This window comes from Flagellimonas crocea, from assembly GCF_033441595.1.
Lineage (GTDB): Bacteria > Bacteroidota > Bacteroidia > Flavobacteriales > Flavobacteriaceae > Flagellimonas > Flagellimonas crocea.
Window position 1 is genome coordinate 1,012,753 of sequence record NZ_JAUZVX010000001.1, and the last position, 24,894, is coordinate 1,037,646.

The window sequence follows — 24,894 nt, forward strand, 5'->3', positions numbered from 1 at the left end:
CAAAAAAAGGCACTGAAATTTCAGTGCCTTTTTTTGTTTTAAGCCAACAATGTTTATGATGGCAAAAGTTCTTTGCTCTCTACGGAAGCCAAATAGCGTTCCGCATCCAAAGCGGCCATACAACCTGTACCGGCCGCTGTAACGGCCTGTCGGTAAATCTTATCTTGGGCATCCCCACTCGCAAAAACACCGGGTTTATTGGTTTTGGTAGATTTTGGTTGGGTGATGATATATCCTGTTTCGTCCATGTCCAACTGACCTTTAAAGACATCGGTATTGGGTTTGTGACCAATGGCTATAAACAATCCTGTTATTGGAATCTCCTGTTTTTCCCCAGTTTCATTGTTAACGACCCTAACGCCTTCCACAACTTGGTCTCCCAGTACTTCATCTACCTCTGTATTGTACAGTATTTCAATATTGTCCATACTATTGACCCTATGCTGCATGGCCTTGGAAGCCCTCATGTGGTCCTTTCGAACCAGCATGGTTACTTTTGTACAGATATTCGCCAGATAGGATGCCTCTTCGGCGGCGGTATCGCCAGCGCCTACAATGGCCACTTCCTGACCTTTGTAAAAAAATCCATCGCAAACGGCACAGGCAGATACTCCACCTCCTCGCAAGCGTTGTTCGCTGGGTATGTTCAAATATTTTGCGGAAGCTCCTGTAGAAATGATAACGGTCTCGGCCTCAAGTTCGGTAGCATCGTCCACTGTAATTTTGTGTATGCCCCCAACTTCATCGCTCAGCTGCACGGCGGTCACCATACCAATTCTAACTTCGGTACCAAACCTTTCCGCTTGTTCCTGCAACTGCATCATCATCGCCGGACCATCAATTCCTTGGGGGTACCCTGGAAAGTTGTCCACCTCTGTGGTCGTTGTCAATTGTCCACCTGGTTCCATTCCTGTATAAAGTACCGGTTTTAAATCTGCTCGTGATGCATAAATCGCAGCGGTATACCCTGCTGGTCCCGATCCTATGATCAACGTTTTGATTCTTTCTACTTTTTCTGACATAAATCTTCTTCCTGAAATATTATAATACAAAAGTAGGTTTTTTGTTCAAAAACTTACACCCTCCGTTTTTGGGGTTTTCTTAAAAGATGTAAACAATTGTGAATCATATGTCAGCTTTGGGCATCGAAAATGCCAAAAATAAAAAAGAGCCGTTGAAAACGGCCCTTTTTCCAAAAAGTAGGTCAAATTTATGGGAATATATATTTGATCTTAAAAACCGTTACAACCAAGGGGCTCAACCTCAAAAACCCCTTGGAGCAACGTAAACCTTATAATAAATAAGATATTAGGTAAAGAACACAAAGTACCCTATAATCACCCCATCCTATTCAAGGTTTGAACGTAAGCTTGAAAGCTTTGCGTTAACTGGGACAAACATACGACGGGATTTACTTTCGGAAGGGGCTCAATTAACCAATGGGCCTTTTGCGTTAACGAATGGGCCTTTTCAATTTATATTCACGTTTTTGGAGGGTCGTGTAGGAAAATATATGTGAAAATTACAATGTTCTGATTGCTAAGCAATTATTGAAAACACAAGGTTTATTGCCTGTATTTTACTTTTTTCTCGATTGTCTCGATCATCACATTGGCAATATCTTTTCCTGTGGTATTTTCTATACCTTCTAGTCCGGGAGACGAATTCACCTCTAAAAGTAAAGGGCCTTTATTGGACCGGATAAGATCTACCCCGGCCACATCCAAATTGAATACTTTTGCAGATTTTATGGCTAATTTTCGCTCTTCTGGGGTTATTTTGACTTTAGAGGCCGCACCACCTTGGTGGATATTCGCCCTGAACTCCCCTTTTTGGGCGGTCCGTTGCATTGAAGCGACGACTTTTCCGTTTACCACAAAACAACGGATATCGTGCCCATTGGCCTCTTTTATAAATTCTTGTACCAATATATTGGTCTGTACGCTCTTAAAAGCATTGATCACACTCTCCGCGGCCTTATTTGTCTCGGCGAGCACTACTCCTTTACCTTGTGTACTCTCCAATAATTTAATAATCAAAGGGGCGCCGCTTACCATACGGATAAGATCCTTGGTATCCATTGGGGACTTGGCAAATCCTGTGGTAGGTATATGAATATCGTTCTTGGAGAACAATTGCGAAGCAAAAAGCTTGTCCCTGGACCTACCGATGGAGTCTGCCGAGTTTAGGCAATACACTCCCAAGGTATCGAACTGTCGCAACAGGGCACAGCCATAAAATGTGACCGCTGGTTTTATTCGTGGGATCACCGCATCGAACTTGTCCAAGATATTCCCGCCACGGTACCGTATTTCGGGCGTAGAAGCATCGAGCTTCATGTAAACGTGTTCCACATTCAGGAAAACCACCTTATGTCCACGCATTTCTCCTGCCTCAATGATTCTTTTGTTACTGTAAAGGTTGGGATTGCTAGCCAATAGACCCAATCGAAGACCTTTTTTCTCGGTAGTGTAGGGTTGGTACTTTTTTTCCAGTTCCTCTTCAGAAATATCTCCTTGGATAAAGCTTTGTGAAGGATCTACCAAATACCTACCATTGATGGCCTCCCTTCCCAAGAGCATACGATATTCCATGGTGTCCCTATTGGCCAGAGTAAGCTCAATTTCGAATACGTTGCCCGCTATGTTCACTTTGGTCTTGATCACCGGGCGCTCGTCTGCTATACCTTGCGAACTTTTAACGTTACGCACATCGACCAGTTTGGCCTGGCATAAAATGGATATGCTTCTATTATCCTGTAACGGACTGACTTCGAACCTTACCCATTCTTCCAATCCCTTATTGAAAATTTTAATCTTACTGGCTTGGATGGATGATGTTTTTGCACCTGAATCTACTCTTGCCTTTATGGCAGGGATTCCCATATCATCGAAACGGCACCACTCTTCGCTGCCCAATATTTTAAAATCTTCCAAAACAAATATGTATTTAACTGATTAATCGCATAATGAACAAGTCCACGACCTCGACCAAAATCAAAATAATGATGATCCATTCCAGCCTGCTGCTTTCCCTATGGTCCATAATATTCATGAACAGGCTAAGGTTTTCCTTGATCACATTTCCTTGTTCCTTTATATTTCTATATCGCTCCTTTAAATCAAAGATCTGTTTTAAACCTTTGTCCAACCGATCTAGCTCCAAATCTTCCCAGACCACTTCATGGGAATCAAAAATATAGAGGTTTTCAGAGATCTGGTTGTTTATGTTCAAGACTTTTGCAATATGTCTTTTTAATTTTCTTCCTCCAATATCCAACTTTCCTTTTTGTTCCAAATAGGTGGTATGTTGGCGTGTTTCTTTCATGGCCTGTTCGGAAAGTCCCGCATAATGGTCCAATGCCACGGATTGCGACAAATGCATGAGTGCCAAGCGTATGCCTTCCACATTGGATTTTGGCATAATCACCTTGTCATGGTCAATCATGGCTTTCCCTTCCTCATCCACCAGCTCCATTTCCATGGTATCGGTAATTTCCGATAACTTCCATTCTTCGCAAAAAGGTTTCAGCTCCATTAATATTTGGGAAATCGATGCTTCATCATACCCAAAAAAGGAAACTACACCATATCTGAAAATATAAAGGTAACGGGAAGCATCGGAATAAAAAAGTTCGTCCCTATCTTCATAAAGGAGCTTTTTTTGCAATGCCTTCCTGCATGAGGGAATATTTATACTGAACGCCAAATGCTGTGCAGTTGCCTTTGATACCATTCTATGTTATTTGGTAAAAGAATTTATTCTTCTTCCGTACCTTCCAGTTCGTCGGTATCCAGCGTTGGGTCACCATCATTGTCATCATCGTTGTCGGAGTCATCATAATCTTCCATGGCCATTACCAAGCGCTTGCTTACTTTTATGAGGTAAGCGGTGTCCTCGGTCCTGACCTCGACACACTCCACGACTTCATTGCTGGCATTCCTGTAGGTTACGATATCGTCGTCGTCGTACCCATCGGGAAATTTTTCTACAAGGAGGTTGAGCATGTTCTTGTCCAATTTTTTGTAATCTACGATTACTCTTTTTAAAGCGGGGGATTGTCCTTTTCTCATGGCTACATGTCTAATAAATAAGCGAAAATCAACGGTGCCACGATGGTCGCATCGGATTCTACAATGAATTTTGGTGTGTCGATATCCAGTTTTCCCCAAGTGATCTTTTCATTGGGAACGGCTCCGGAATAGGACCCATAACTTGTGGTGGAATCACTGATTTGGCAAAAATAGCTCCAAAACGGCGTTTCTGTTTGTTCCAAATCTTGATATAGCATAGGTACTACGCAGATTGGAAAATCTCCGGCAATACCTCCCCCTATCTGGAAGAAGCCAATGCCATTGTCTGAATTTTTTTGATACCAATCGGCCAAAAAGGTCATATACTCTATCCCGGATTTTACCGTGCTGGCCTTTAGTTCGCCCTTGATTACATAACTGGCAAAAATATTTCCCATGGTGCTGTCTTCCCAACCCGGCACAACAATGGGAAGGTTCTTCTTGGCCGCCGCGTACATCCAAGAGTCCTTGATGTCTATTTCGTAGTATTGCTCCAAAACACCTGAAAGCAATAGTTTGTACATGAACTCATGAGGAAAATAGCGCTCACCTTTTTCGTCGGCTTCTTTCCAGATGTCATAAATATGTTTTTGCAAACGTCTAAATGCTTCCTCTTCGGGAATACAGGTATCGGTGACCCGGTTAAGGCCATTTTCCAAAAGTTCCCATTCTTCCTTGGGAGTAAGATCTCTGTAATTTGGCACTCTTTTATAGTGGGAGTGCGCCACCAAGTTCATAAGGTCTTCCTCGAGGTTGGCGCCGGTGCAGGATATGATGTGGACCTTGTCCGTACGGATAATCTCCGCAAAGATCTTCCCCAGTTCCGCGGTACTCATGGCGCCTGCCAACGATACCAGCATTTTGGAACCTTTCCCCAACTGGTCTTCGTACCCTTTTGCCGCATCTACCAGCGCGGCCGAATTAAAGTGTAAAAAATATTTTTGAATGAAATTTGATATTTCTCCTTTGTTACTCATCGTAGTCTTCTAATGTGTTTTTGGATTTCTTGAAGTCATCATCATCGTCGGCGAATCCTTCATCCGTAAATTCGTTGTTTTCTGAGAATTTATAGCTCAGCATTTTATAATATAGTTTTGCGGCCAAAAAATTGGATGATCTGTCATGCTCGTTCGGACAAAGCTCAACAATATCAAAACCTACCACATTTTTTTCCTTGAACACCCTGTTCAAAAAGTCCAATGTTTCGTACCAGAGCAGCCCTCCTGGTTCCGGTGTGCCAGTGGATGGCATGATGGATGGATCAAATGCATCCAGATCAAAGGTAATATAAACATTGTCGGTCATTAAATCCAACGCGGTATCCATCCAAAAGTCATCGTTTATCATCTCATGGGCAAAGAACACCTGATCTCTATCCATCACCAAAGTTTCGGTATAGTCCATGCTGCGAATGCCCACTTGTACCAAATTTGTGGTCTCTTTGGCCTCATACATGGCACAGGCATGATTGTATTTTGTGCCCAGATACTCTTTTCTTAGATCGGTATGGGCATCTATTTGCAATACAGTTAGGTCTTCAAAACACTCATTGAAAGCGCGAATGGCACCAATGGATATAGAATGCTCCCCACCAATCATGGTCACCAACTTATTCCGCTTGATGTATTCCTTTACGGTCTTGTGTACTGCATCCACCATACTTTCCGGAGTTGCAAGGTCCTCAATGGCATCGGCCAAGTAAATTCCATGTTTGTACACTTCGCTGTCCGTTTCAATATCATAGGTCTCCATATTGTCGGAAGCTTCCAAAAATGCTTCAGGACCTTTGTCGGCCCCTTTGCCCCACGTACTGGTGCCATCATAGGGAACAGGCAACAATACCACTTTTGACTTTTCGGCAGAGCCGTATTCCTTTGGAATTCCGGCGTACGTTCTTTCTGTTTTCATTTTTTGTTAAATCCTTTTTCAATTATTGCTGGGTACGGGCAAATCGTTGGCCTCGACCAGTACATCGGAGGTTTTTTTGCTTTCATACCCTAAAATGGACATGAACTCGCCCGCTGTCTGCTGTTTTGCAAAAACCGATGTTTTTATATTCCCTTTCTCGTCCCTGTTGATCAGGATATGTTTCGGATGGGGAATCAAGCAGTGTTGCAATCCGCCAAAACCACCTATGGTTTCCTGATACGCTCCTGTATTGAAGAACCCAATATACAAGGGCTTGTCCTTTCTATATTTGGGAAGGTAAATGGCATTCATGTGTTGCTCGGAGTTGTAGTAATCATCACTATCACAGGTCAATCCCCCCAATAGGATGCGCTCGTATTCATCGTTCCAACGGTTAATCGCCAGCATGATGAATCTTTTACTTATCGCCCATGAATCCGGCATGGTGGTAATGAACGATGAATTGATCATGTTCCATTTTTCCCGGTCGTTTTGTTGTTTTTGGTACAGTACCTCATAAATATTGCCCCCGCTCTCACCGACCGTGAAACTACCGAACTCCGTAAAAATGTTAGGTACGTCCACTTCTGCTTCATCGCATGCCTGTCCAATTTGATGGATTATCTCGTCCACCATATATTCATAGTCATACTCAAAGGCCAATGAATTTTTTATAGGGAAACCTCCACCTATATTAAGACTGTCCAAGGTGGGACAGACTTTTTTAAGGCTGATATAAACCTTCAAACATTTTAAAAGTTCGTTCCAATAATAGGCCGTGTCGCGGATACCGGTGTTTATGAAAAAGTGAAGCATCTTTAACTCCACTTGGTCATTAGGTTTTATGGACTGATTGAAAAACGGAACAATATTCTTGTACCCAATACCCAATCTGGAGGTGTAAAACTCAAACTTTGGCTCTTCCTCCGAGGCTATACGCACCCCTATTTGGAATTTACCGTCGATTTCATCCCCCAATAGGTTGATCTCTTCATAATTGTCGATGATAGGGATACACTTTTTATGTCCGGTATTTATCAGCCGGGCAATGTTCTTAATGTATTGGTCCCTTTTAAAACCGTTGCAGATCACAAAGGTATCCTCGGTAACCTTACCGTTTTTCTTCAAATGCTCTACAATGTTGATATCAAAGGCGGAAGAGGTTTCAATATGGATATCGTTCTTGAGGGCTTCGTTCAACACATGTTCAAAATGAGAGCTTTTGGTACAGTAACAATAGTGGTACTTACCTTTGTACTTGTGTTTCTTTATGGCATCGCCGAACCATCCCTTTGCCCTTTGGATATTGTCGGATATCTTGGGCAAATAGGTAAACTTTAAAGGTGTTCCGTACTGTTGGGCCAAACTATAGAGGTCTATGCCATGAAACTGTAGCTTGTTATCTTCCAATTGGAATTCCTCTTGGGGAAAATCGTAGGTCTGCTCGATTAAATCGATGTATTTTGTCTTCATTTAAATTTCGTAATTATAGCAAAAGATATTAATAAAAAGGGAGGACTGAAAATGGAAGTTTCTCAGATACGAAATTCAAATACGGTATAGGGTACAAAATAAGGTGTCCGTGAAAGACTACGGTCAAATTTATGGTGGTCATCGAAAGTCAGCCTGTGTATTCGGTGTCTCAATGTAAAGACGGCTTGTTGGGTAGACTTTCTTATCCCCAAAAGCCCGAACATGAAAAAAGTCTTCAAAGCTTATAGGCAATGGTTCCAAATTGGTCGGACCCATTTATGGGGCAAACATAACTAAAAATCCGATACGCCAATTTTTTTTACGAAAAATTATATGTGAATCAACTATTTATAAATCAAATACTTAACTAGTAAAAATAAACTACCAAACCATTCTTTATAAAAACTGGCCAACAGAAAACATCTATTGACCAGTCACTATTTGAATATTTTGAAAGTTATGCTTCCTTAACCTACCAATGGTGGCTTGTCATTAATGAAAGGCTGTTTGTAAAAACGTCTTCCTGTCGATTTATAAAGCGCGTTGGACAATGCCCCTATTACAGGTGGCAATGATGGTTCGCCCAAACCGGTCGGGTCTATGCCATTGTCCACAAAGTGCACTTCAATATTTTTCGGTGATTCGGCATGACGGATAAGACGGTATGTGTCAAAATTGGACTGTTCCGGTCTTCCATCCTCAAAACTCATTGCGCTATACGTGGCATGTCCTATACCATCGATCATTCCTCCCTCAATTTGGTTCTTGGCCGCAATCGGGTTGATTACAATACCACAGTCCACCGCACAGGTTATCTTATTCACTCTTGGCATATCTCCCCCATCTTCCAGCTCCAATACTTGGGCCACATAGGAATTATGACAGTAATACGCCGCTACACCCCTTGCTTTTCCAGTATCGGTGCCCCAATTGGCTTTTTCTTTAACCAACTTTAGGACTCCGGCATATCTAGCAGGATCGTAATCGTTTTGTTCTGGGTCGCCCACTGGGTTGTTGAGGGCCCTATCAAAAAGCTCCAATCGGAACTCCAACGGATCCTTTTCTGCTGCTTCCGCCACCTCATCCATAAAAGCCTGTTCGGCTCCAGCGATAAAGTTGGAACGGGGAGCTCTCCATGCTCCAGTGGTCACATTGGTGTTCAAGCTATGCTTTTCCGCCAAATAGTTGTCCACTGCCCCGGCTGGGAAACGATTTTCGAATATAAGGTCGTCGTTGGTACCTGCTCCGCGAACGTGCCAAGCAATCAGATTGCCATTTTCGTCCAATCCTGCCTTGTACTTCACTTTGTACGAAGGACGGTAGGTACCCTGAGTCATGTCATCTTCCCTTGAATACACCAATTTTACCGGTGCGTTCATTTTTTGGGAAATAACGGCTGCTTCGATTACAAATGGTCCATAAAGTCGGCGACCGAAACCACCTCCCATACGGGTCATCATTATATCAATTTTTTCCAATGGCATTCCCAAACGAGCTGATGCGGTTTTTTCAACGAACTCCGGTGTTTGTATGGGTCCCAGCAATTCTGCCTTTTCGGGCGTCACATGTGCGAAAAAGTTCATGGGCTCCATGGTATTGTGGGCCAAATACGGTGCCGAATAGGTGCTTTCCACAATTTTTGCCGCTTTTTTAAAGGCCGCATCTACATCGCCATCCTTCCTTGCAGGAGTTTCCGAAGGCGTATCGAGCAGTTCCGCCAAAGCTTCTTCGTGGTACGCAGTGCTCTCTGCCGTGGAATCTTGTTCCCATTCTACCTCGAGCGCTTTTTTGGCCTGCATGCATTCCCAAGTGCTATTTCCTACGATTGCCACAAGTTCTGCAATACCTCCGCCATCGGACCATTGTTTCTCAATACCTTCGGGATATACTTCAAAATGAAAAACATCTTTGATTCCCGGCATTGATTTTACTGCATCGGCATTCATTCCCTTGTATTTCATACCAAACGCTGGTGGATGAACTATCATGGCCGTCAACATGCCTTCTTTATAGACATCCAAACCAAAAAGAGGTTTACCTGTGACAATTTTTTTACCATCCACATTACGTTTGTCCGTACCGATAATGGAAAAATTACCATTGTCCTTCAACTCTACCTCTTCCGGAACTTCGATACCCGTAGCGGCGGAAGCCATTTCTCCATAACCTGCGGAATTTCCGCTGGCTTCGTGGGTGAGCACTCCATCCTTGGTGGTAATTTCATCTACCGAAACACCCCAAGCCTGTGCTGCAGCCTCCTTTAGCATATGCCTTGCCGTGGCTCCCGCCATTCGCAAGCTTTCCCATCCTTGACGTATGGACTGACTACCACCTGCCAATTGACGTGTAAATATATCTGTGTTGAGCGGAGCTTGCTCCACCATCACATTCTTCCAGGCGACGTCGAGCTCCTCGGCCACGATCATGGGCATGGATGTTTTAACGTTCTGACCTATTTCGGGGTTGGGCGACATTATTGTCACCATACCATTGTCCCCAACTTTTAGGAAACCGTTCAATTCAAACCACTCTTTCGGCAGGTTGTTCACCTGCTCGGGCGTCATTTTACAAGAAGCCAACCAGCTAAACCCTATAACAAGTCCACCGCTGGCCAATCCTGTATTCCGAATAAAGGCACGTCGTCCTATTTTTGTTTTTACAAGTGTCATGATACTAGTGTTATGGGTTATGATTTGGCCGCAAGTTTCACGGCTTTTTTAATTCTCGTATAGGTACCACAACGGCAAATGTTTCCGTTCATGGCCATTTCAATTTCTTCGTCCGTCGGGTTCGGGTTTTTCTCCAATAGTGCGGAGGCCGTCATAATTTGACCGGCTTGGCAGTACCCACATTGGGGCACATCCACTTCCAACCAAGCTTTTTGAACCGGATGGTCGCCTTCTTCGGATAGACCTTCGATGGTCGTGATTTCAGAATTTCCTACGGAAGATACGGTAAGCATGCAAGCTCTTGTAGCTGTGCCATCCAAATGAATGGTACAGGCACCACATTGAGCGATTCCGCATCCGTATTTTGTACCGACCAAGTTTAAGTGATCTCGTAAAACCCAGAGCATTGGGGTGGATGGATCCACGTCAACCTCCTGTTTAGTTCCGTTGATGTTTAGTGTAAAAGTTGCCATAATGTTGATTAATTCCCTAACAAGTTAAAGATTTTCAACAACAAAATGAGCTGTTGCTCAAAACATCACCTTAAAATTAACATTGTTTTTAAGATTTTTGAGGTTACTTAAAACGAGTATAAATAATATGGCTGGATCAAGTGTTATGCCAATCTAAAAATTAGATGTTGATGACAAAGTCCCCAATATCCATTTCAGTATTTTAATCGTGCAAAAACAGGTAAGTGGTCGGATGGGTATCTAGTATCCTTCGAGTCGCTCAAAATGGCACTTTTGAGCACCTCAAACTCATCTGACACAAAAATATAATCGATTCTTCGCTCTACGGGTTTGTTGAATTCGAAACCGTTGAATGTCCCCTCTGGACCAAAAGCATCGTTGCCCGCAGCGATGTGCGTATCTTCCATTTTGGACAAAATAATCTGTACGCCGGGGCTATCACTTTCCAGATTAAAGTCGCCAGTAACCACCACTGGGTAATTTTCAGTATTCAATTCCTTAATTTTCTCAAGGATCAATCTGGAACTTTCTTCACGTGCCTTTACCCCAACATGATCAAAATGCGTATTTAACATCATGAACTTGGTGCCATCACCCTTCATTTGAAAAATTCCATAAGTACACGTTCTTGGCAAAGCGGCATCCCATCCTTTGGACGGTTTTTCTGGCGTTGAGGACAACCAAAAAGTAGATTGCTGCAGAAGTTCCACTGTTTGAGTGTTGTAGAAAACAGCCGTATGCTCCCCTCTTTCATCACCATGGTCGCGGCCCACACCAAAATAGGAATAGTCGCTCAAACCTTTATCGATTTCCTTAACCTGATGAATGAGTCCTTCCTGTATTCCGAACACATCGGGATGGTAAAAATTGAGTTGGGAAATCAAAAAATCCTTGCGATTGTCCCAATTATTGGGAGCATCCTCCGGATTATCGTAACGGATGTTGTACGACATCACATCGATGGTCTGTGCATAATTGAACAGTGACCAGCTTACAAATAGGGCGAAAAAAATATTCTTCATTTTAAAGGGTTGTTGGCGGTTTTTTTGATGTTCTACCCGTTTTAAAATCTTGTTTCAATTCAAGCAAAAAATCATTTTGAAACGGAAAAATATTCCATTTCTGCCACACTAAGGTTATGATATCTTTATATCCTTCCAATTGGCAAGATTTCAACCTTATAATACTTAAAGTTGTTGCATGCTATTTTAAGGTAAAGGTTTCGGATAGTTCCGCATTGGAATTTGTGCCTACGAATATCTCAAATTCCCCGGGTTCCGATACAAATTCGAGTTGGGCATTATAAAATTTCAAGTCTTCCGGAGATAAGGTGATAGTGATGTTTTTGCTCTCGCCTTTTTTCAACATGATTTTCTGAAAACCTTTCAATTGGCGTTTTGGGGGCGTGATGCTTCTGACTAGATCCTGCAAATACAGTTGTACAACTTCCTCGCCATCATAATTACCAGTGTTTGTAACAGTCACGGTTGCGGCAATTTCTTCACCTTGATGGATTTCCTTTTTGTTCAATTTGAGATTGGAATACTCAAAAGTGGTATAGCTCAATCCATAACCAAATGGCAATAGTGGCGCGTTGGGCGCATCCAGGTAGTTCGACCTGAACTTTTGGAACTCGCCACTTTCGGGTGCTGGCCTACCTGTAACCTTTGTGCTGTGGTAAATGGGTATCTGCCCCACGTTCATGGGCCATGTTGCCGTTAATTTACCTGACGGATTGTAATCTCCGAAGACCACATCGGCAATGGCATTTCCCGCTTCAACTCCAGGATGCCAAACTTGCAAAATGGATACCGGCATATCAAATTCCTCGGGGATTGTCAGCGGCCTGCCGCTCATCAAGACCAAAACAACAGGTTTGCCTGTTTCCGCCAATGCCCTGATCAATTTCTTTTGACCCTCTGGAATGGAAATATCGGTGCGACTGGAAGACTCCCCGCTCATTTCGGTCGCTTCGCCCACTACCGCAACCACAACATCCGAAGTTTTGGACAAATCCAAGGCTTCTTTTAACATAGCCTCCGGGGAACGCCCATCAATCAGGATTCGCTCTCCCAAGGCATTTACATTCTTGGCAAAATCAGGATTGTCAGAAATATTGGCGCCTTTGGCATAATCAATTGTAGCAGCAGATGCTACGTTCTTAAATCCTTCCAAAATGGTCACGGCCAGATTAAAATCGCCAGTAGGGGCCCAAGTTCCGAGCATATTTTCCCTGCTATCGGCCAATGGACCGATCAAGGCTATCTTTCCTTCTTTTTTTAAAGGAAGTATGTTATTGTGATTTTTGAGCAACACGAAGGAACGGGTTGCCAATTTGCGTGACAACGCTCTGTTCGCCTCGGTCAAGATATCCTTTTTAGGACGTTTGGAGTCCAGGTACCTGTAAGGGTCATCAAAAAGTCCTGAAATATATTTGGCTTCCAGTACCCTTCTACAAGCATCGGTAATGTCCGTTTCGGTCACTTTTCCCTCATCCAAGGATTTTTTCAAGGTGGTCAAAAAGCCTTCGCCCACCATATCCATATCCAATCCGGCCCTTAATGCCAATACCGAAACGGCTTGAAGGTCACCCAACCCATGTGAGATCATCTCGTTGAGCGATGTGTAATCCGAAACCACAAAACCATCAAATCCCCATTGGTCGCGAAGCAAATCGGTCAACAGCCATTTGTTTCCCGTTGCCGGTACGCCATCCACATCGTTGAAAGAACTCATTACACTAGCTGCGCCTGCATCAATGGCCGCTTTGTAGGGTGGCAGGTATTGATTGAACATTTTGATCTTGCTCATATCCACCGTGTTGTAATCGCGTCCGCCCTCTGCTGCCCCATATAGTGCAAAGTGCTTTACACAGGCCAACATGGTGTGGGAGGCGGACAAATCGCTTCCCTGATAGCCTTTCACCATGGCTTCCGCTACCTTGGAGCCAAGATATGGGTCTTCCCCCGCTCCTTCAGAAATTCGCCCCCAACGTGGGTCGCGGGCAATGTCCACCATAGGAGAAAAATTCCAGTTGATGCCATCCGCAGTGGCCTCTCTTGCCGCCATTTGTGCGGCTTGCTCCACCAAATCCATGTCCCAACTGGACGAAAGCCCCAAAGGAATGGGATATGTGGTCTTGTAGCCATGAATCACATCGGAACCGATCAACAAAGGAATACCCAATCGGCTTTCCTTTACCGCCAAGTCCTGAGCTTTTTTCAGCTTATCCGGGCCAGCTACTCCAAACAGTCCGCCCACTTGGCCTGCTTTGATCTTGGCTCCCACATTTTCGCTCACAACTTCGCCCGTTGCCACTCCGCCTCCCGGCGTCAAAAGGTTTAGCTGACCTATTTTTTCGTCAATGGTCATTTTTTGCAACAATTGTTCTACTTCTGGAATTTTCTGTTGGGCGTTGGCACTTCCAAAAACAAGGGCCAGAATGGCGAAAAGTGACTTTTTATAGTTCATGGCAAGGTTATGTGTGTTAATGTCTTATTCTGATGTTGGTCCGGTCGCTTTCTTCTGATGCGAAAACAACCATGGCAACAAATCGGGTTCGGCAAATGCCGGGTCCCAGCTATTGTGATTTGCAAAATCGTACATCGTGAACTTAGGATGCACCCCTGCTTTCAACAATGCGGAGAGCATTTCTACGGATTTTAGCGGGTGTACTACATTGTCCTGTGCCCCATGAAAAATCCATAACGGTGTATTTTTTGCGTAAACGGACACTGATCCAGGTTCTCCGCCTCCACAAATGGGTATGGCGGCCGCAAACGTATCCGGTTTTCTGCTCAATAATTCAAAGGTTCCCATTCCACCCATGGAAAGTCCCATTAAATAGACTTGATCATCCTTGGTATAAGGTTCGGCAATGGTAGTTTCGAGCAAATCCATTACCATTTTCATGGGTTTTGTAGGTCCTTCATTGTATTTAAAGTCCAAATTGATGGGGTACGAACTTCTATCCACATCTACACTGGCCCAATAACTATCTCTTGGACACTGCGGAAAAATTACAATTGCCGGATATCGTTCTTGCAAATAATCGGTAGCGAACAATTTACCTCCGTTCCACAGTTGTTTTTCATTGTCGTTTCCCCGCTCCCCAGCTCCATGTAAAAACAGTACGACGGGATAGTTGCCATCTTCTTTAAAATTTTTGGGATACATGATCTGATATCTTAAGGTATCGTTCCCATCAATGAGCATTTTGGCTTCGTACTTTGATTGCCATTGTGCCGAAGCTAAATTACAAGCAAGCAGTAAAAGAAAACATGATAAATGTCTGGTCATATCAAAATCCAAGTTTGGCCAAACCAGCTTGAACATCTTCGTTACCCATAAACAAGTTCCAAAGCAGACCGGTCCGGTAGTTTTCAATCATGATGATCTGAGGACCTTGGTCTATGGCCAAATAGGCTTCTGCCACCCAATTGTATTCCGGGCTAAAAGCATCATAAAATCCTGCCGGCCCCAACAAGTCATCTTTATTTTTATAAAAATAGTGCATTGCATCCAAAGATTCTTCGGGAGCATAGGGAATTGAGCTTATGGCCGCTGTTGGTGATATTACACCTGTATCGTTACTGGGGCTATGGGCGTTGTAGCCTATACTGCCGTCATTGTTTCTGGTGTAACTGGCCGTTAACCCCCAACAATCCTCTCCATAATCCTGAAAATTGTCCGGATTTTCAACGCAATACTCGTAATTGATCATAGTATGGTTTACGTTGACATCCCAGTAGTTGACATAGTCATCGGAGAGATTTTTTGGATTGAGTCCCAAATAGGAATAGTGGGCCCAAAACAAGGGTCCCCCAAACTGTTCCGACCCATTATGCTTTACCAAAAGTGGATAGCCGTATTGCGTGTTCGCCGATTGGATTCCTCCGCCGGAGGCCCATCCATTGGAATATACGTCTTTTTCTATGCCAAAATCCGGTGAGGCTGCTGCCATCACGTAGGTAATCAACACCTCGTTATATCCTTTTAATTGAAGATTGATATCAAAACCATGATTGGGGCTCCAATGCCAATACAACACATTTTGATTTTGTGTATACCAGTCCCATTCCACGCCCTTCCAGAGGTCGTCGGCCTGTTGCGCCAATGCTTGCTCGACATCCGAACCGTTTTTGAAATATTCTTTGATGCAGATAAGGCCTTGTGCCAAAAACGCGGTTTCTACCAAATCGCCCCCATCGTCCAAATCGCTAAATGGAATTACGACCCCTGTGGAACCATTAATCCAATGGGACCAGGCACCATGAAACCGATCGGCGTTTTCAAGGAAATCCAGTAAACCGCCCAATCTTTCCACTGCTTCATTTCTTGAAACGAAGCCTCTTTCAATTCCGACCAAAATGGCCATTAGGCCAAATCCTGTACCCCCTGCAGTTACCACTCCAGCGCTATTGCCAGGATCGTTGGGATGATATCTTTCCCTTGCACCACCGGAATTGGAATCGGCATAATCCCAAAAGTACTTAAAGGTCTCTTCTTGGGTCAGATCCAACAATTCTTCATCGGTAATTGTCGGTTCCTCTTCATCGAGCTCTTCCGAAGGCAACTCCGGAGCTGTTGGAATATAGGTATAATCATCGCTTCCCCCACAGGATAAAATCAACGTAGCAAGCAAAAGGGTGTATACTATTTTTTTAATCATCTGCGGGTTTTATGTCCGGGGTTTCAAAACCCAATTTTTTCAATCCTTGTTGAACGTCTTCGTTGGCCATAAACAATTTCCAAAACAGTCCGCTCCTGTAGTTTTCTACCATCACGGGAATCGGCCCTTGGTCAATGGCCAAATATCTTGGCAGGTACCAGTCATCCTCTAAACTAAAAGCATCGTAAGGACCATACTTACCGATTAGGCTATCCTGTTCGTTGTACATAAATCTCATGAACTGTTTGCTCTCCTCCGGTGTGTAAGGCATAGACGACAAGGCCGCGGTCGGTGATATCACCCCCAAATCCGCTTCGGGCCGGTGCCCTGCATACCCATTGATGGAGTAGCTAGAGGTGAGGCCCCAACAATTTTCTCCATATCCTTCATAATCTTTGGGATTGTCCACACAATATTTATAATGGATCAAGGCATGGTTTCTGTTCAATTTCCAGTAATCGCCGAATTGATCTTTAAGGCCCTTTGGGTTTAATCCCAAATAGGAATAATGTGCCCAGAACAAGGGTCCTACAGGGGCATCGCTATGCTCGTAATGATTGAGTTCCGTTTCCAAGCCGTAGTAGGTGGTATCTTTGGCAATTTGCCCATCAACTGCCCACCCTTTTTCATAAACAGATCTTTCAATGGAATGGGTCGGGGATGCCGCGGCCAAAACATACATAATAAGGGCCTCGTTATAACCGCCAACGGGAAAGTTCATTTCCCATTGGTACTCAGGACTCCAATGCCAATACAGCACATCTTCCCCGTTCTTGGTATACCAGTCCCACTCTACACCTTCCCAGAGTTCCTGGATTTTCTCCGCTAATTGCTGTTCCCGTTCATTGCCATCTTCAAAATAGGCTTGGACCGTTAACAATCCTTGCACCAAAAAGGCGGTCTCCACCAAATCTCCGCCATTGTCCTTTTTGCTAAAGGGGGTAACTTTTCCCGTTGGCAAGATCCAATGGGACCATGCTCCGTGGAAGCGATCGGCTTTCTCCAAAAATCCGACAATCCGCTCATAGCGCTCAAGTGCCTGTTCCCTAGTGATAAAACCTCGTTCCACTCCGACCAAAATGGCCATAAGCCCAAAACCGGACCCTCCGGTGGTAATTATATCCTTATCGTGGTTGGGGTAAACCCCATCCATGTGTATACGCTCCCGCGCCAATCCCGAAACAGGCTCCGCCCCCTCCCAAAAGTAATTGAAGGTTTGATATTGGAGCGAATCCATCATTGCACTATCGGCAAGTTCCAGACTATCGGCTTTCTCTTCTTGTGACTTTTTAACGTCTTTGGTTTTTTGGCCATCGCACCCTATCATGATAGCGGCAATGGCCAATGGAATCAAAATTAACCTCATATAACTAAACTAACTAACTCAAATATTGTAACGTGCTTATAAAAAGCACTCTAATTGTTCATTATTTCTTGAATCTCTTCTTGTGTCAATGTTCTATCAAAAAGATATAGATTATCGATATAACTTAAATCGGAGAGGTGGTTCCAACCTATAAAGTTGGGCGCTCCGGATCCTATGGACAGAATGGAGCAGTTTTCCCAGCTGATGGTTTTACCATCCATGTCCCCCGTGTTGACCACTGGTTCTCCATTTAAGTATATAAGCGTTTGGGTTTCCGTTACCGTAAATGCCACGTGTACCCATTCATCAACCGTGGCATCGATTACATCTCCATCGTTCCACACATCTCCGGCATCGGTGCCCAAATGCAATTTGATACGCTGCTCATCAGCACTTCCTTCCCTGATAAGCCTGAATCCTGCGGACAAATCGTTATCAGCTCCGTTCATTGGCGGACTTACGACTAATATCCCTGCTCGGTCAGGGTTTGAATCGACCTTGTACCAGAAAGCTCCACTAAATTGATTGTTGAACAAACCATCTATCGGGAAAGTAAGGTAGGAATCCGTTGCTCCGGCGTAGGCATCACTACCAACGGCACTTTCACCTGCAAAACCGGGTGAACCTACCACAGTGGCCTCTTCGCCAGAATTGTCATCCACGTTAGATCCATCAAATGGCATGTAGAGTGTAGATCCATAGTTTTTGGGAGTTACCGAGCCACCGGCCACGGCCGCTACTTCTTCTGGAGAAAGTGCTTTGCTGTAGAACCTTAAATCGTCCATTATGCTATTATCCGATAAATGGCCCCAGTAATCGAACGTTGGTCCTCCCGCTCCAATGGTAAATGTATCGCAACCGGTCCAATCAATCGGTGCCGACATGGCTGATGAAGCTACTTCGGTTCCGTTAAAATAGATTACACTTTCACTATTTGATATGGTAAAGGTGATGTGTACCCATTCTCCTGCGGCCACATCTATAACGTCACCATCGTTCCAGCTTTCGCCGCCTCCTGTTCCAACATTCAACTTGATCTGCTGGGTTTCGGCAGATCCTTCGCGGAACAATCGGAAGCCTTGGAAGCGGTCCACGGCATCATCACCTATGGTGATAATACCTGCCCTATCCGGAACAGCGTCGACCTTATACCAGAATGACCCACTGAACTCGGAAGTCATTAGGCCTTCCGCAGGGTAATTGATATAGGAATCGGTCGCCCCTAAATAGGCTTGTTCCCCCACTTGACTTTCGTCGGTGAAGCCAGGACTCCCGACCGTTGATGCGGCCTTGCTGCCAATCAGGTCTATATAATCACCATCAAATGGCATGTATAGGGATTCACCATCGTATTGAGGTGTGTAAGGGTTTGCGGCGTTGATCATGATTTGAACATCGCTCTGTGTCAATGCTTTATCAAAAATGCGAAGTTCATCTATTTGACTGGCATCGTATCCGTGGTCCCAATAATCAAAGGTTGGGCCACCGGAACCTATTACCAATTGTTCACAGCCCGTCCAATCAATGGGTGCGGGCAAATCGGCCGTAAGTATCTCTACGCCATCAAAATAAATGGTGCTCTGGGTCTGTGATATAGAAACGGCCACATGCACCCATTCTCCTGCAGTCGCATCAATAACTCCTCCATTGTTCCAGCTTTCTGCTGCACCTGTTCCCACATTGAGTTTTATGGTCTGCTCATCGGCATTTCCTTCCCGGAACAAACGGAAACCTTGGTTCCTGTCATCTGCGTTGTCCCCGACGACCAAAATTCCTGCCCTATCGGGTGTAGGGTCTACCTTATACCAGAAGGCTGCACTGAACTCGGTACTTTTTAATCCATCCATGGGAAATGTCAAATATGAATCTTCAGCGCCCATATAAGCGTCCGCACCTAGAAAACCTCCTCCAGCAAAGCCCGGATTACCGACTTCTCCCGCTTCCTGGAAGCTGATAAAGTCCATGTAATCTGCATTGAACGGCATGTAAAGTACTTCTCCATCAAACTTTGCGCTGTATGGGGCAAGTTTGGCAAAGTTCACTTCTTTTGTAGTGGTCTTGCCCTCGATATCGGTAGCGGATACGACAACTTTATGTTCCCCATTGCCCAAACCATTATAGGTGACTTCTTCCAGTACGATGCGATAATCCTTAAAGGAATTGAAACTTGCAATCTGCGAACCATCCATGGATACTGTTACGCTTGCCACTTCAATATCATCGGTTACCTTAAATGCAATGTCTATGGAGGTTTCCTCCTCAAATGGCATCAGTTCCACTCCTTCGGTGGGGTAGGTTATCGCAACCTGAGGTGCTGTTTCGTCCACACCGGCATCAACAGCGGTTATGGGGTCGATTCCTTCGTTACAGGAAACTACCAGAATTCCCAGAAGAATCAGTATGGATTTAGTTATGTATTTCATCTTATGTCGTTTATTTAGTTAGTGTTAATCGTTGCTACCACCGCCCAATGTCGGCAATGCATCCACCTGTGCCTGTGGGTAGGGCAATAGCTCTTTGTCCGCAGTGAAGGTTCTTCCGTCATAGCTCAATTCGGAATAGTTGTCCAAACGAATCATATCGTAATAGCGAATTCCCCATTCCAAGGCCAATTCGGCAAATTTCTCATCCATTACATCATCGGAAGATACTCCGGACAAGGATGGTAGACCCGCTCTGTTCCGAACTAAGTTCACGGCTTGGTCCGCAGTCATTCCTGAAGCACTGGCCCCACGTGTCAAGGCCTCGGCGTACATCAACAATATTTCGGCATAGCGTATAACTATCATGTTTTTACCTCCACCGTAATCATTCCGTTGTTCCGTTAGCTGCACAGATGGCAAATAATGCTTTCCACTCGCAAACAATGCCCGGGCATAATCGTTGATCACATCGCCATCTCTTGTGGTATTGTCCACAAATGAAGGAAGGGTTGTATAATCCGGGTCTGTTTGCAATTCTGCGATGCCACGGTCTGTCCACAATACACTGGTTTCCAATCTTACGGATTCGTTGCGATCGAGCATAAACTTGATAAACTTCATACTGGGCTCATAAAAACCCCAACCGTCGGATGCATTTTCTCTTGCAGGGGTCCATCCCTGAGGTCCAAATGGTGCATAGAGATGATAAAAGGTATCTCCTGTACTGGAGCCGTAATCAGAAAATTGTAGCTCGAACAAGCTTTCGTCGCTCAACTCTCCAGGTTTTTTGAAAAGACTGTAAAAATCCGGATACAAGGAAAACTTGTTGGAATTGATGATGGCTGCACAGGCATCCGCCATTTCCTGATAGTTCTCCATTTCCATATGGGCCATGGCTTTTATGGCATATGCGGTGTAACGTGTTACTCCCCCCGGAATATCGGTTCTTTCGTTGGGTCTCATATTGGGGAGCAATGGTATCGCTTCGTCCATTTGATCAGAGATGTACTGCATGATTTCCTGCTTACTGACTGGACCATTGGCTATCTCGGCATCGGGCTGAGTCGATTCAATTATAAATACGTCGCTCCAAACCCTGGATAGGTTGAAGTGCAACCAAGCTCTCATCACCTTGATTTCAGCAATGTATTGGTCTGCTTTTGCTTTACCGCTTTCATCGGCAAAATCCTTGAAATTCTCTATCAGTTCAATCTCCGTGTTCAATTTTACAATATCTCCATAATGCCCGTTCCACAATAAGTTGTACATCCAATATCCTTGGTCGTATACATAATTATCGGTATCGGCAAAGGGTTGTTGATCCCCCAAACCTCCGGCATTCACATCATCACCACGGACAGAGAGCAGTAATGGCTCCTCCCATCCCCTTGTTGCAACAATGTAGTAGGAACCTATCAAGGCCTGCACCATATTCTCGGTGGCCGTGTAATCGAGGTCATCTGCATTGAGCTGACCTTCTCTGTCTTCAAATTTGTCGGAACATGATTGGACAAAAAGTATTGCAATCAAGACAAACACTATTTTATACAATGGGCTTTTGCTATTTTTCATCTCAATTTTCTTTTTATAGTTTAACATTGACACCTATGGTATAAATTGCCGGAACAGGATAGGTCTGACGGTCTACTCCGTCCGACACTTCCGGGTTAAACCCGTTGTAGCTGAAAAGTGTCAATGGTCTTTCCGCGGTCAATGTGAATTTAATATCAGGCATTTTACCCTTAAGTTTATCACCTCTAAGGGTGTAGGCCAACTGAATATTCTGAATTCGGAAGAAATCTCCGTCCTCTACCCAGAAGTTGCTCAGTTTTTGGTTCCAGCTGTCCCGCAGGCCGGCGGATGATGGGTAGGAGTTGCTGGTACCTTCCCCATGCCAACGATTTTTTGCCAAATCGGCATCCATATTGGTATCATTGGTAAAAATGACCTCACCTCTTTTTCGGTTCAGTATTTTGTTACCGCTTTGTCCATAAAAATTCATGGAGAAACCAAAATCCTTGTAGTTAAGTCCTATGTTACCTCCGTAGGTAAACTTGGGCAGAAAGGACCCCAATACCATTCTGTCTTCATCGGTTATTGTACCGTCTCCGTTTCTATCGTTAAAGATCAGATAGCCAGGCTCAATATCCTGTCCATTGGAGATTGCATTTTGGGCAACCGGATCTGCATCTATCTGTGCTTGGTTTTGATAAACACCAGTGGTTTCATATCCGTAAAATGCATAGAGCGGCTCTCCCACAATGGTTCGCTGCCTGAACTCTGCTGAACCGGAATCTATGTAACCGCTTTCATCCTCGATTTCTATGGCTTCATTTTTCACCGTGGTGAAATTGGCGCCTACGGTATAGGTGAAGTCAGGTGAAATTTCATCGCTCCAATTCAAGGCAATTTCTATACCTGAGTTACGTATCACCCCGGAGTTCCTTGAAATGGTCTGGTTTGCTATGGGGATATAAACGGGCATAATGGCATCTTCCGTATCCCTTATATAGTAGTCCGCCTCCAACGACAAACGATTTTTTAGAATGTTCATGTTGAAACCAAAGTCCAGTTCTTCAACAACTTCCCATGTTAAATCGGTATAGGTACTGGTTGCCGTGATTCCGGTGTTAGGATTATCCCCAAGGTCTACGGTTTCATTTTCGATAGTATTTGCACCCGCACTTGCTGGTACGTTATCGTTACCCAAACGGCCCCAAGCGGCCCTAAGTTTTAAGAAGTCAAAGAAACCAACGTTTTCCATAAAGGGCTCTTGGGAAACCACCCATCCAACACCTATGGATGGAAAATATCCCCACTGTTGTTTGGTGAACTTAGAAGATCTATCGGCCCTAAAGGTTCCGGATAGCAGGTATCTATTTTTAAAATTATAGGATACCCTTCCAAAATAAGATTGTCCATAAATCCTATTGTTGTCCTCTTCTACATTATTGTTGAAGGATAAAGGGTCCGCAAAATCGAGATACCACGATGTTTCGTAATTGATACCCGCAATATCGCTTCCCGTAGCCTCAAATCTATTGGCCGCTTCGTCCCTAAAGGAGGTACCTGCCATGATGGTCACATTGTGATCCTCGGCAAAGGTATCCGTATAGGTTAGTAAATTGTCCCAAATTTGGTTGTAGTAGTTGTTTTGTTTTCTATTGATGGAGGACAACCGTTGATCTCCAAATCCCATATTATAGGGCAGGTTCACGTATCTTTCCTCCAAGGCGGAAAAATCCACATTGTAGGTTGTTTTGAAGGTAAGTTTATCCTTGATCAAATCTGTTTCCAGATAAATATTTGCCAAAAGCTTACGGATTTTCAACCTGTTATCATTGTAATCCATATCAGGAAAAGGATTTTGGGTACTTCTATATCCCAATGCCTGTGCGTTTGCATATCTGGTCGGCGTAGCCTCGGTATTCAATTCATCAAAAACAGGTAAAATAGGTACGGCGAAATATGCTTTGAACCATGCAGAATCCTCTGGGCTCTGTTGGGTCGCATTACTAAAAACCGTATTTACCCCCATTCTTAGGTTATCGGTGACGTCAACATCCAGTTTTGAACGGATATTGAACCGTTCATACTCGTTTCTCATATCCAGCAAACCTTCTTGGGAGAAATAGTTGGTTCCCAAGGAATATGAAACGTTTTCTGTACCTCCGGTTACGCTTATGCTATGGTTTTGAATGAGACCGTCCCTTATAATTTCGTCGTACCAATCCGTGTTCACCGCAGGTACGTTTGGGTTGATACGGCTCCTTCCGTAGCGTTGCATGGCATTCAATATATACTCAATATCCGCTTCGGAACCAGATTCGACAGCCATGGTGACAAATTGTTCCGCATTTGCCATTTTAAGTACATTTTGGGCACGTTGAATCCCAGTATAGCCATTATATTCTATGGTCGGTTTTCTGTTTTTTCCGCCAGACTTCGTTTCGATGATGACAACCCCGTTCGCCGCCCTTACCCCATAAATAGCTGAGGAAGACGCATCCTTAAGTACGTTCATCGACTTTATATCGTTCGGGTTCAAGAAATCGATATTGCTGTAGAACATCCCATCCACTACATATAAAATATTGGTGGCGTCCGAATATGTACCCAGACCTCTAATCCTAACAGTGGGCGAAGCTCCTGGTGTACCCGGTGTGACGATTTGGACCCCTGCTACCTTTCCCTGTAAAGACTGGACAGGGTTGGCAGATGGCGTTTTTTCAATCTGTTCGGCATCAACTGTGGCAATGGAACCGGTAAGGTCCGCTTTCTTCTGTGTTCCATACCCTACCACTACTACCTCATCCAAGGCCTCGGTGTCTTCCATCATGGTAAGATTTATGGTAGTCCTATTATTTATAGGTATGGTCTGCGTACTAAATCCAACATAACTGTAGACCAATGTTCCGTTTGCCGGAACGTTTTCCAAACGATAGTTCCCATCAAAATCTGTTTGAGTTCCTGTAGTAGTGCCCTGAAGCACTATGCTTGCCCCTGGCAACGGCTGACCTTGATCGTCCATGACCGTTCCCGAAATCGTTATATTATCTTGGGCCAAAAGAATGGCTTGAAACAACAAAAACGAGATTAGCAAAAGTTTGCTTTTAATTTTCATAATTGTGCAAAAATAGAGTTAGATTATTGCTAAATTAATAAAGTAGCGAGTTGTTAATGAAGAGTTGGATTACATAATAAATACATCATCAATAAAGCCGCCGAAGCGCCTTATTTCACTGTGCTTGCAGTAGTACCGTTCGTTTTGATGTAAAAAGAATTAACATAGTGATGTAGTGTTGATGTAGTTGAAAAAAACGTTCCCCATCTTCAAC

General features: G+C 44.1%; 17 protein-coding genes. All 17 read right to left on the reverse strand.

Annotated features, from left to right (window positions below; genetic code table 11):
- Positions 1 to 53 precede the first annotated feature (53 nt).
- Positions 54 to 1,022 (reverse strand): thioredoxin-disulfide reductase, encoded by a 969-nt coding sequence (gene trxB, locus SD449_RS04630; protein ID WP_318309072.1) that lies wholly within the window; start codon positions 1,020 to 1,022, stop codon positions 54 to 56.
- A gap of 543 nt (positions 1,023 to 1,565) precedes the next feature.
- Positions 1,566 to 2,936: a 30S ribosomal protein S6--L-glutamate ligase gene (rimK, locus tag SD449_RS04635; protein ID WP_318309073.1), complete on the reverse strand. Its 1,371-nt coding sequence runs from the start codon at positions 2,934 to 2,936 to the stop codon at positions 1,566 to 1,568.
- A gap of 13 nt (positions 2,937 to 2,949) precedes the next feature.
- Positions 2,950 to 3,735, reverse strand: a complete 786-nt coding sequence (locus SD449_RS04640) for an RMD1 family protein (RefSeq protein ID WP_318309074.1) — start codon at positions 3,733 to 3,735, stop codon at positions 2,950 to 2,952.
- Positions 3,736 to 3,758: 23 nt separating this feature from the next.
- The gene (locus tag SD449_RS04645; protein WP_318309076.1) at positions 3,759 to 4,073 is read right to left on the reverse strand and encodes a hypothetical protein; all 315 of its coding nucleotides are present in this window, start codon (positions 4,071 to 4,073) and stop codon (positions 3,759 to 3,761) included.
- A gap of 2 nt (positions 4,074 to 4,075) precedes the next feature.
- Positions 4,076 to 5,050 (reverse strand): deoxyhypusine synthase family protein, encoded by a 975-nt coding sequence (locus tag SD449_RS04650; protein ID WP_318309078.1) that lies wholly within the window; start codon positions 5,048 to 5,050, stop codon positions 4,076 to 4,078.
- A complete protein-coding gene (speB, locus tag SD449_RS04655) occupies positions 5,043 to 5,981 on the reverse strand; it encodes an agmatinase (protein WP_318309079.1) in 939 nt (312 codons plus the stop codon). Before speB ends, SD449_RS04650 begins: the two co-directional genes overlap by 8 nt.
- 18 nt (positions 5,982 to 5,999) lie before the next feature.
- Positions 6,000 to 7,454 carry a type III PLP-dependent enzyme domain-containing protein gene (locus SD449_RS04660; protein ID WP_318309080.1) on the reverse strand — a complete coding sequence of 485 codons (1,455 nt, stop codon included), beginning with the start codon at positions 7,452 to 7,454 and terminating at the stop codon, positions 6,000 to 6,002.
- 467 nt (positions 7,455 to 7,921) lie between these two features.
- On the reverse strand, positions 7,922 to 10,123 hold the full coding sequence (locus SD449_RS04665) for a xanthine dehydrogenase family protein molybdopterin-binding subunit (protein WP_318309081.1): 2,202 nt from the start codon (positions 10,121 to 10,123) through the stop codon (positions 7,922 to 7,924).
- Between the two features lie 17 nt (positions 10,124 to 10,140).
- Positions 10,141 to 10,596: a (2Fe-2S)-binding protein gene (locus SD449_RS04670; protein WP_127137706.1), complete on the reverse strand. Its 456-nt coding sequence runs from the start codon at positions 10,594 to 10,596 to the stop codon at positions 10,141 to 10,143.
- Positions 10,597 to 10,790: 194 nt separating this feature from the next.
- The gene (locus tag SD449_RS04675) at positions 10,791 to 11,618 is read right to left on the reverse strand and encodes an endonuclease/exonuclease/phosphatase family protein (protein ID WP_318309084.1); all 828 of its coding nucleotides are present in this window, start codon (positions 11,616 to 11,618) and stop codon (positions 10,791 to 10,793) included.
- Positions 11,619 to 11,799: 181 nt separating this feature from the next.
- Positions 11,800 to 14,067: a beta-glucosidase BglX gene (gene bglX / locus SD449_RS04680; RefSeq protein ID WP_318309086.1), complete on the reverse strand. Its 2,268-nt coding sequence runs from the start codon at positions 14,065 to 14,067 to the stop codon at positions 11,800 to 11,802.
- A gap of 24 nt (positions 14,068 to 14,091) precedes the next feature.
- The gene (locus SD449_RS04685) at positions 14,092 to 14,895 is read right to left on the reverse strand and encodes a carboxylesterase family protein (RefSeq protein ID WP_318309088.1); all 804 of its coding nucleotides are present in this window, start codon (positions 14,893 to 14,895) and stop codon (positions 14,092 to 14,094) included.
- 1 nt (position 14,896) lies between these two features.
- Positions 14,897 to 16,267: a glucoamylase family protein gene (locus SD449_RS04690; protein ID WP_318309089.1), complete on the reverse strand. Its 1,371-nt coding sequence runs from the start codon at positions 16,265 to 16,267 to the stop codon at positions 14,897 to 14,899.
- Positions 16,260 to 17,633, reverse strand: coding sequence for a glucoamylase family protein (locus tag SD449_RS04695; protein WP_318309091.1), 1,374 nt, complete (start codon positions 17,631 to 17,633; stop codon positions 16,260 to 16,262). The genes SD449_RS04690 and SD449_RS04695 overlap by 8 nt, the downstream gene beginning before the upstream one ends.
- Positions 17,634 to 17,683: 50 nt before the next feature.
- On the reverse strand, positions 17,684 to 20,056 hold the full coding sequence (locus SD449_RS04700) for a LamG-like jellyroll fold domain-containing protein (RefSeq protein WP_318309092.1): 2,373 nt from the start codon (positions 20,054 to 20,056) through the stop codon (positions 17,684 to 17,686).
- Positions 20,057 to 20,080: 24 nt separating this feature from the next.
- Positions 20,081 to 21,628 carry a RagB/SusD family nutrient uptake outer membrane protein gene (locus SD449_RS04705; RefSeq protein WP_318309094.1) on the reverse strand — a complete coding sequence of 516 codons (1,548 nt, stop codon included), beginning with the start codon at positions 21,626 to 21,628 and terminating at the stop codon, positions 20,081 to 20,083.
- A gap of 13 nt (positions 21,629 to 21,641) precedes the next feature.
- Positions 21,642 to 24,680, reverse strand: coding sequence for a SusC/RagA family TonB-linked outer membrane protein (locus tag SD449_RS04710; protein ID WP_318309096.1), 3,039 nt, complete (start codon positions 24,678 to 24,680; stop codon positions 21,642 to 21,644).
- Positions 24,681 to 24,894: the final 214 nt, after the last annotated feature.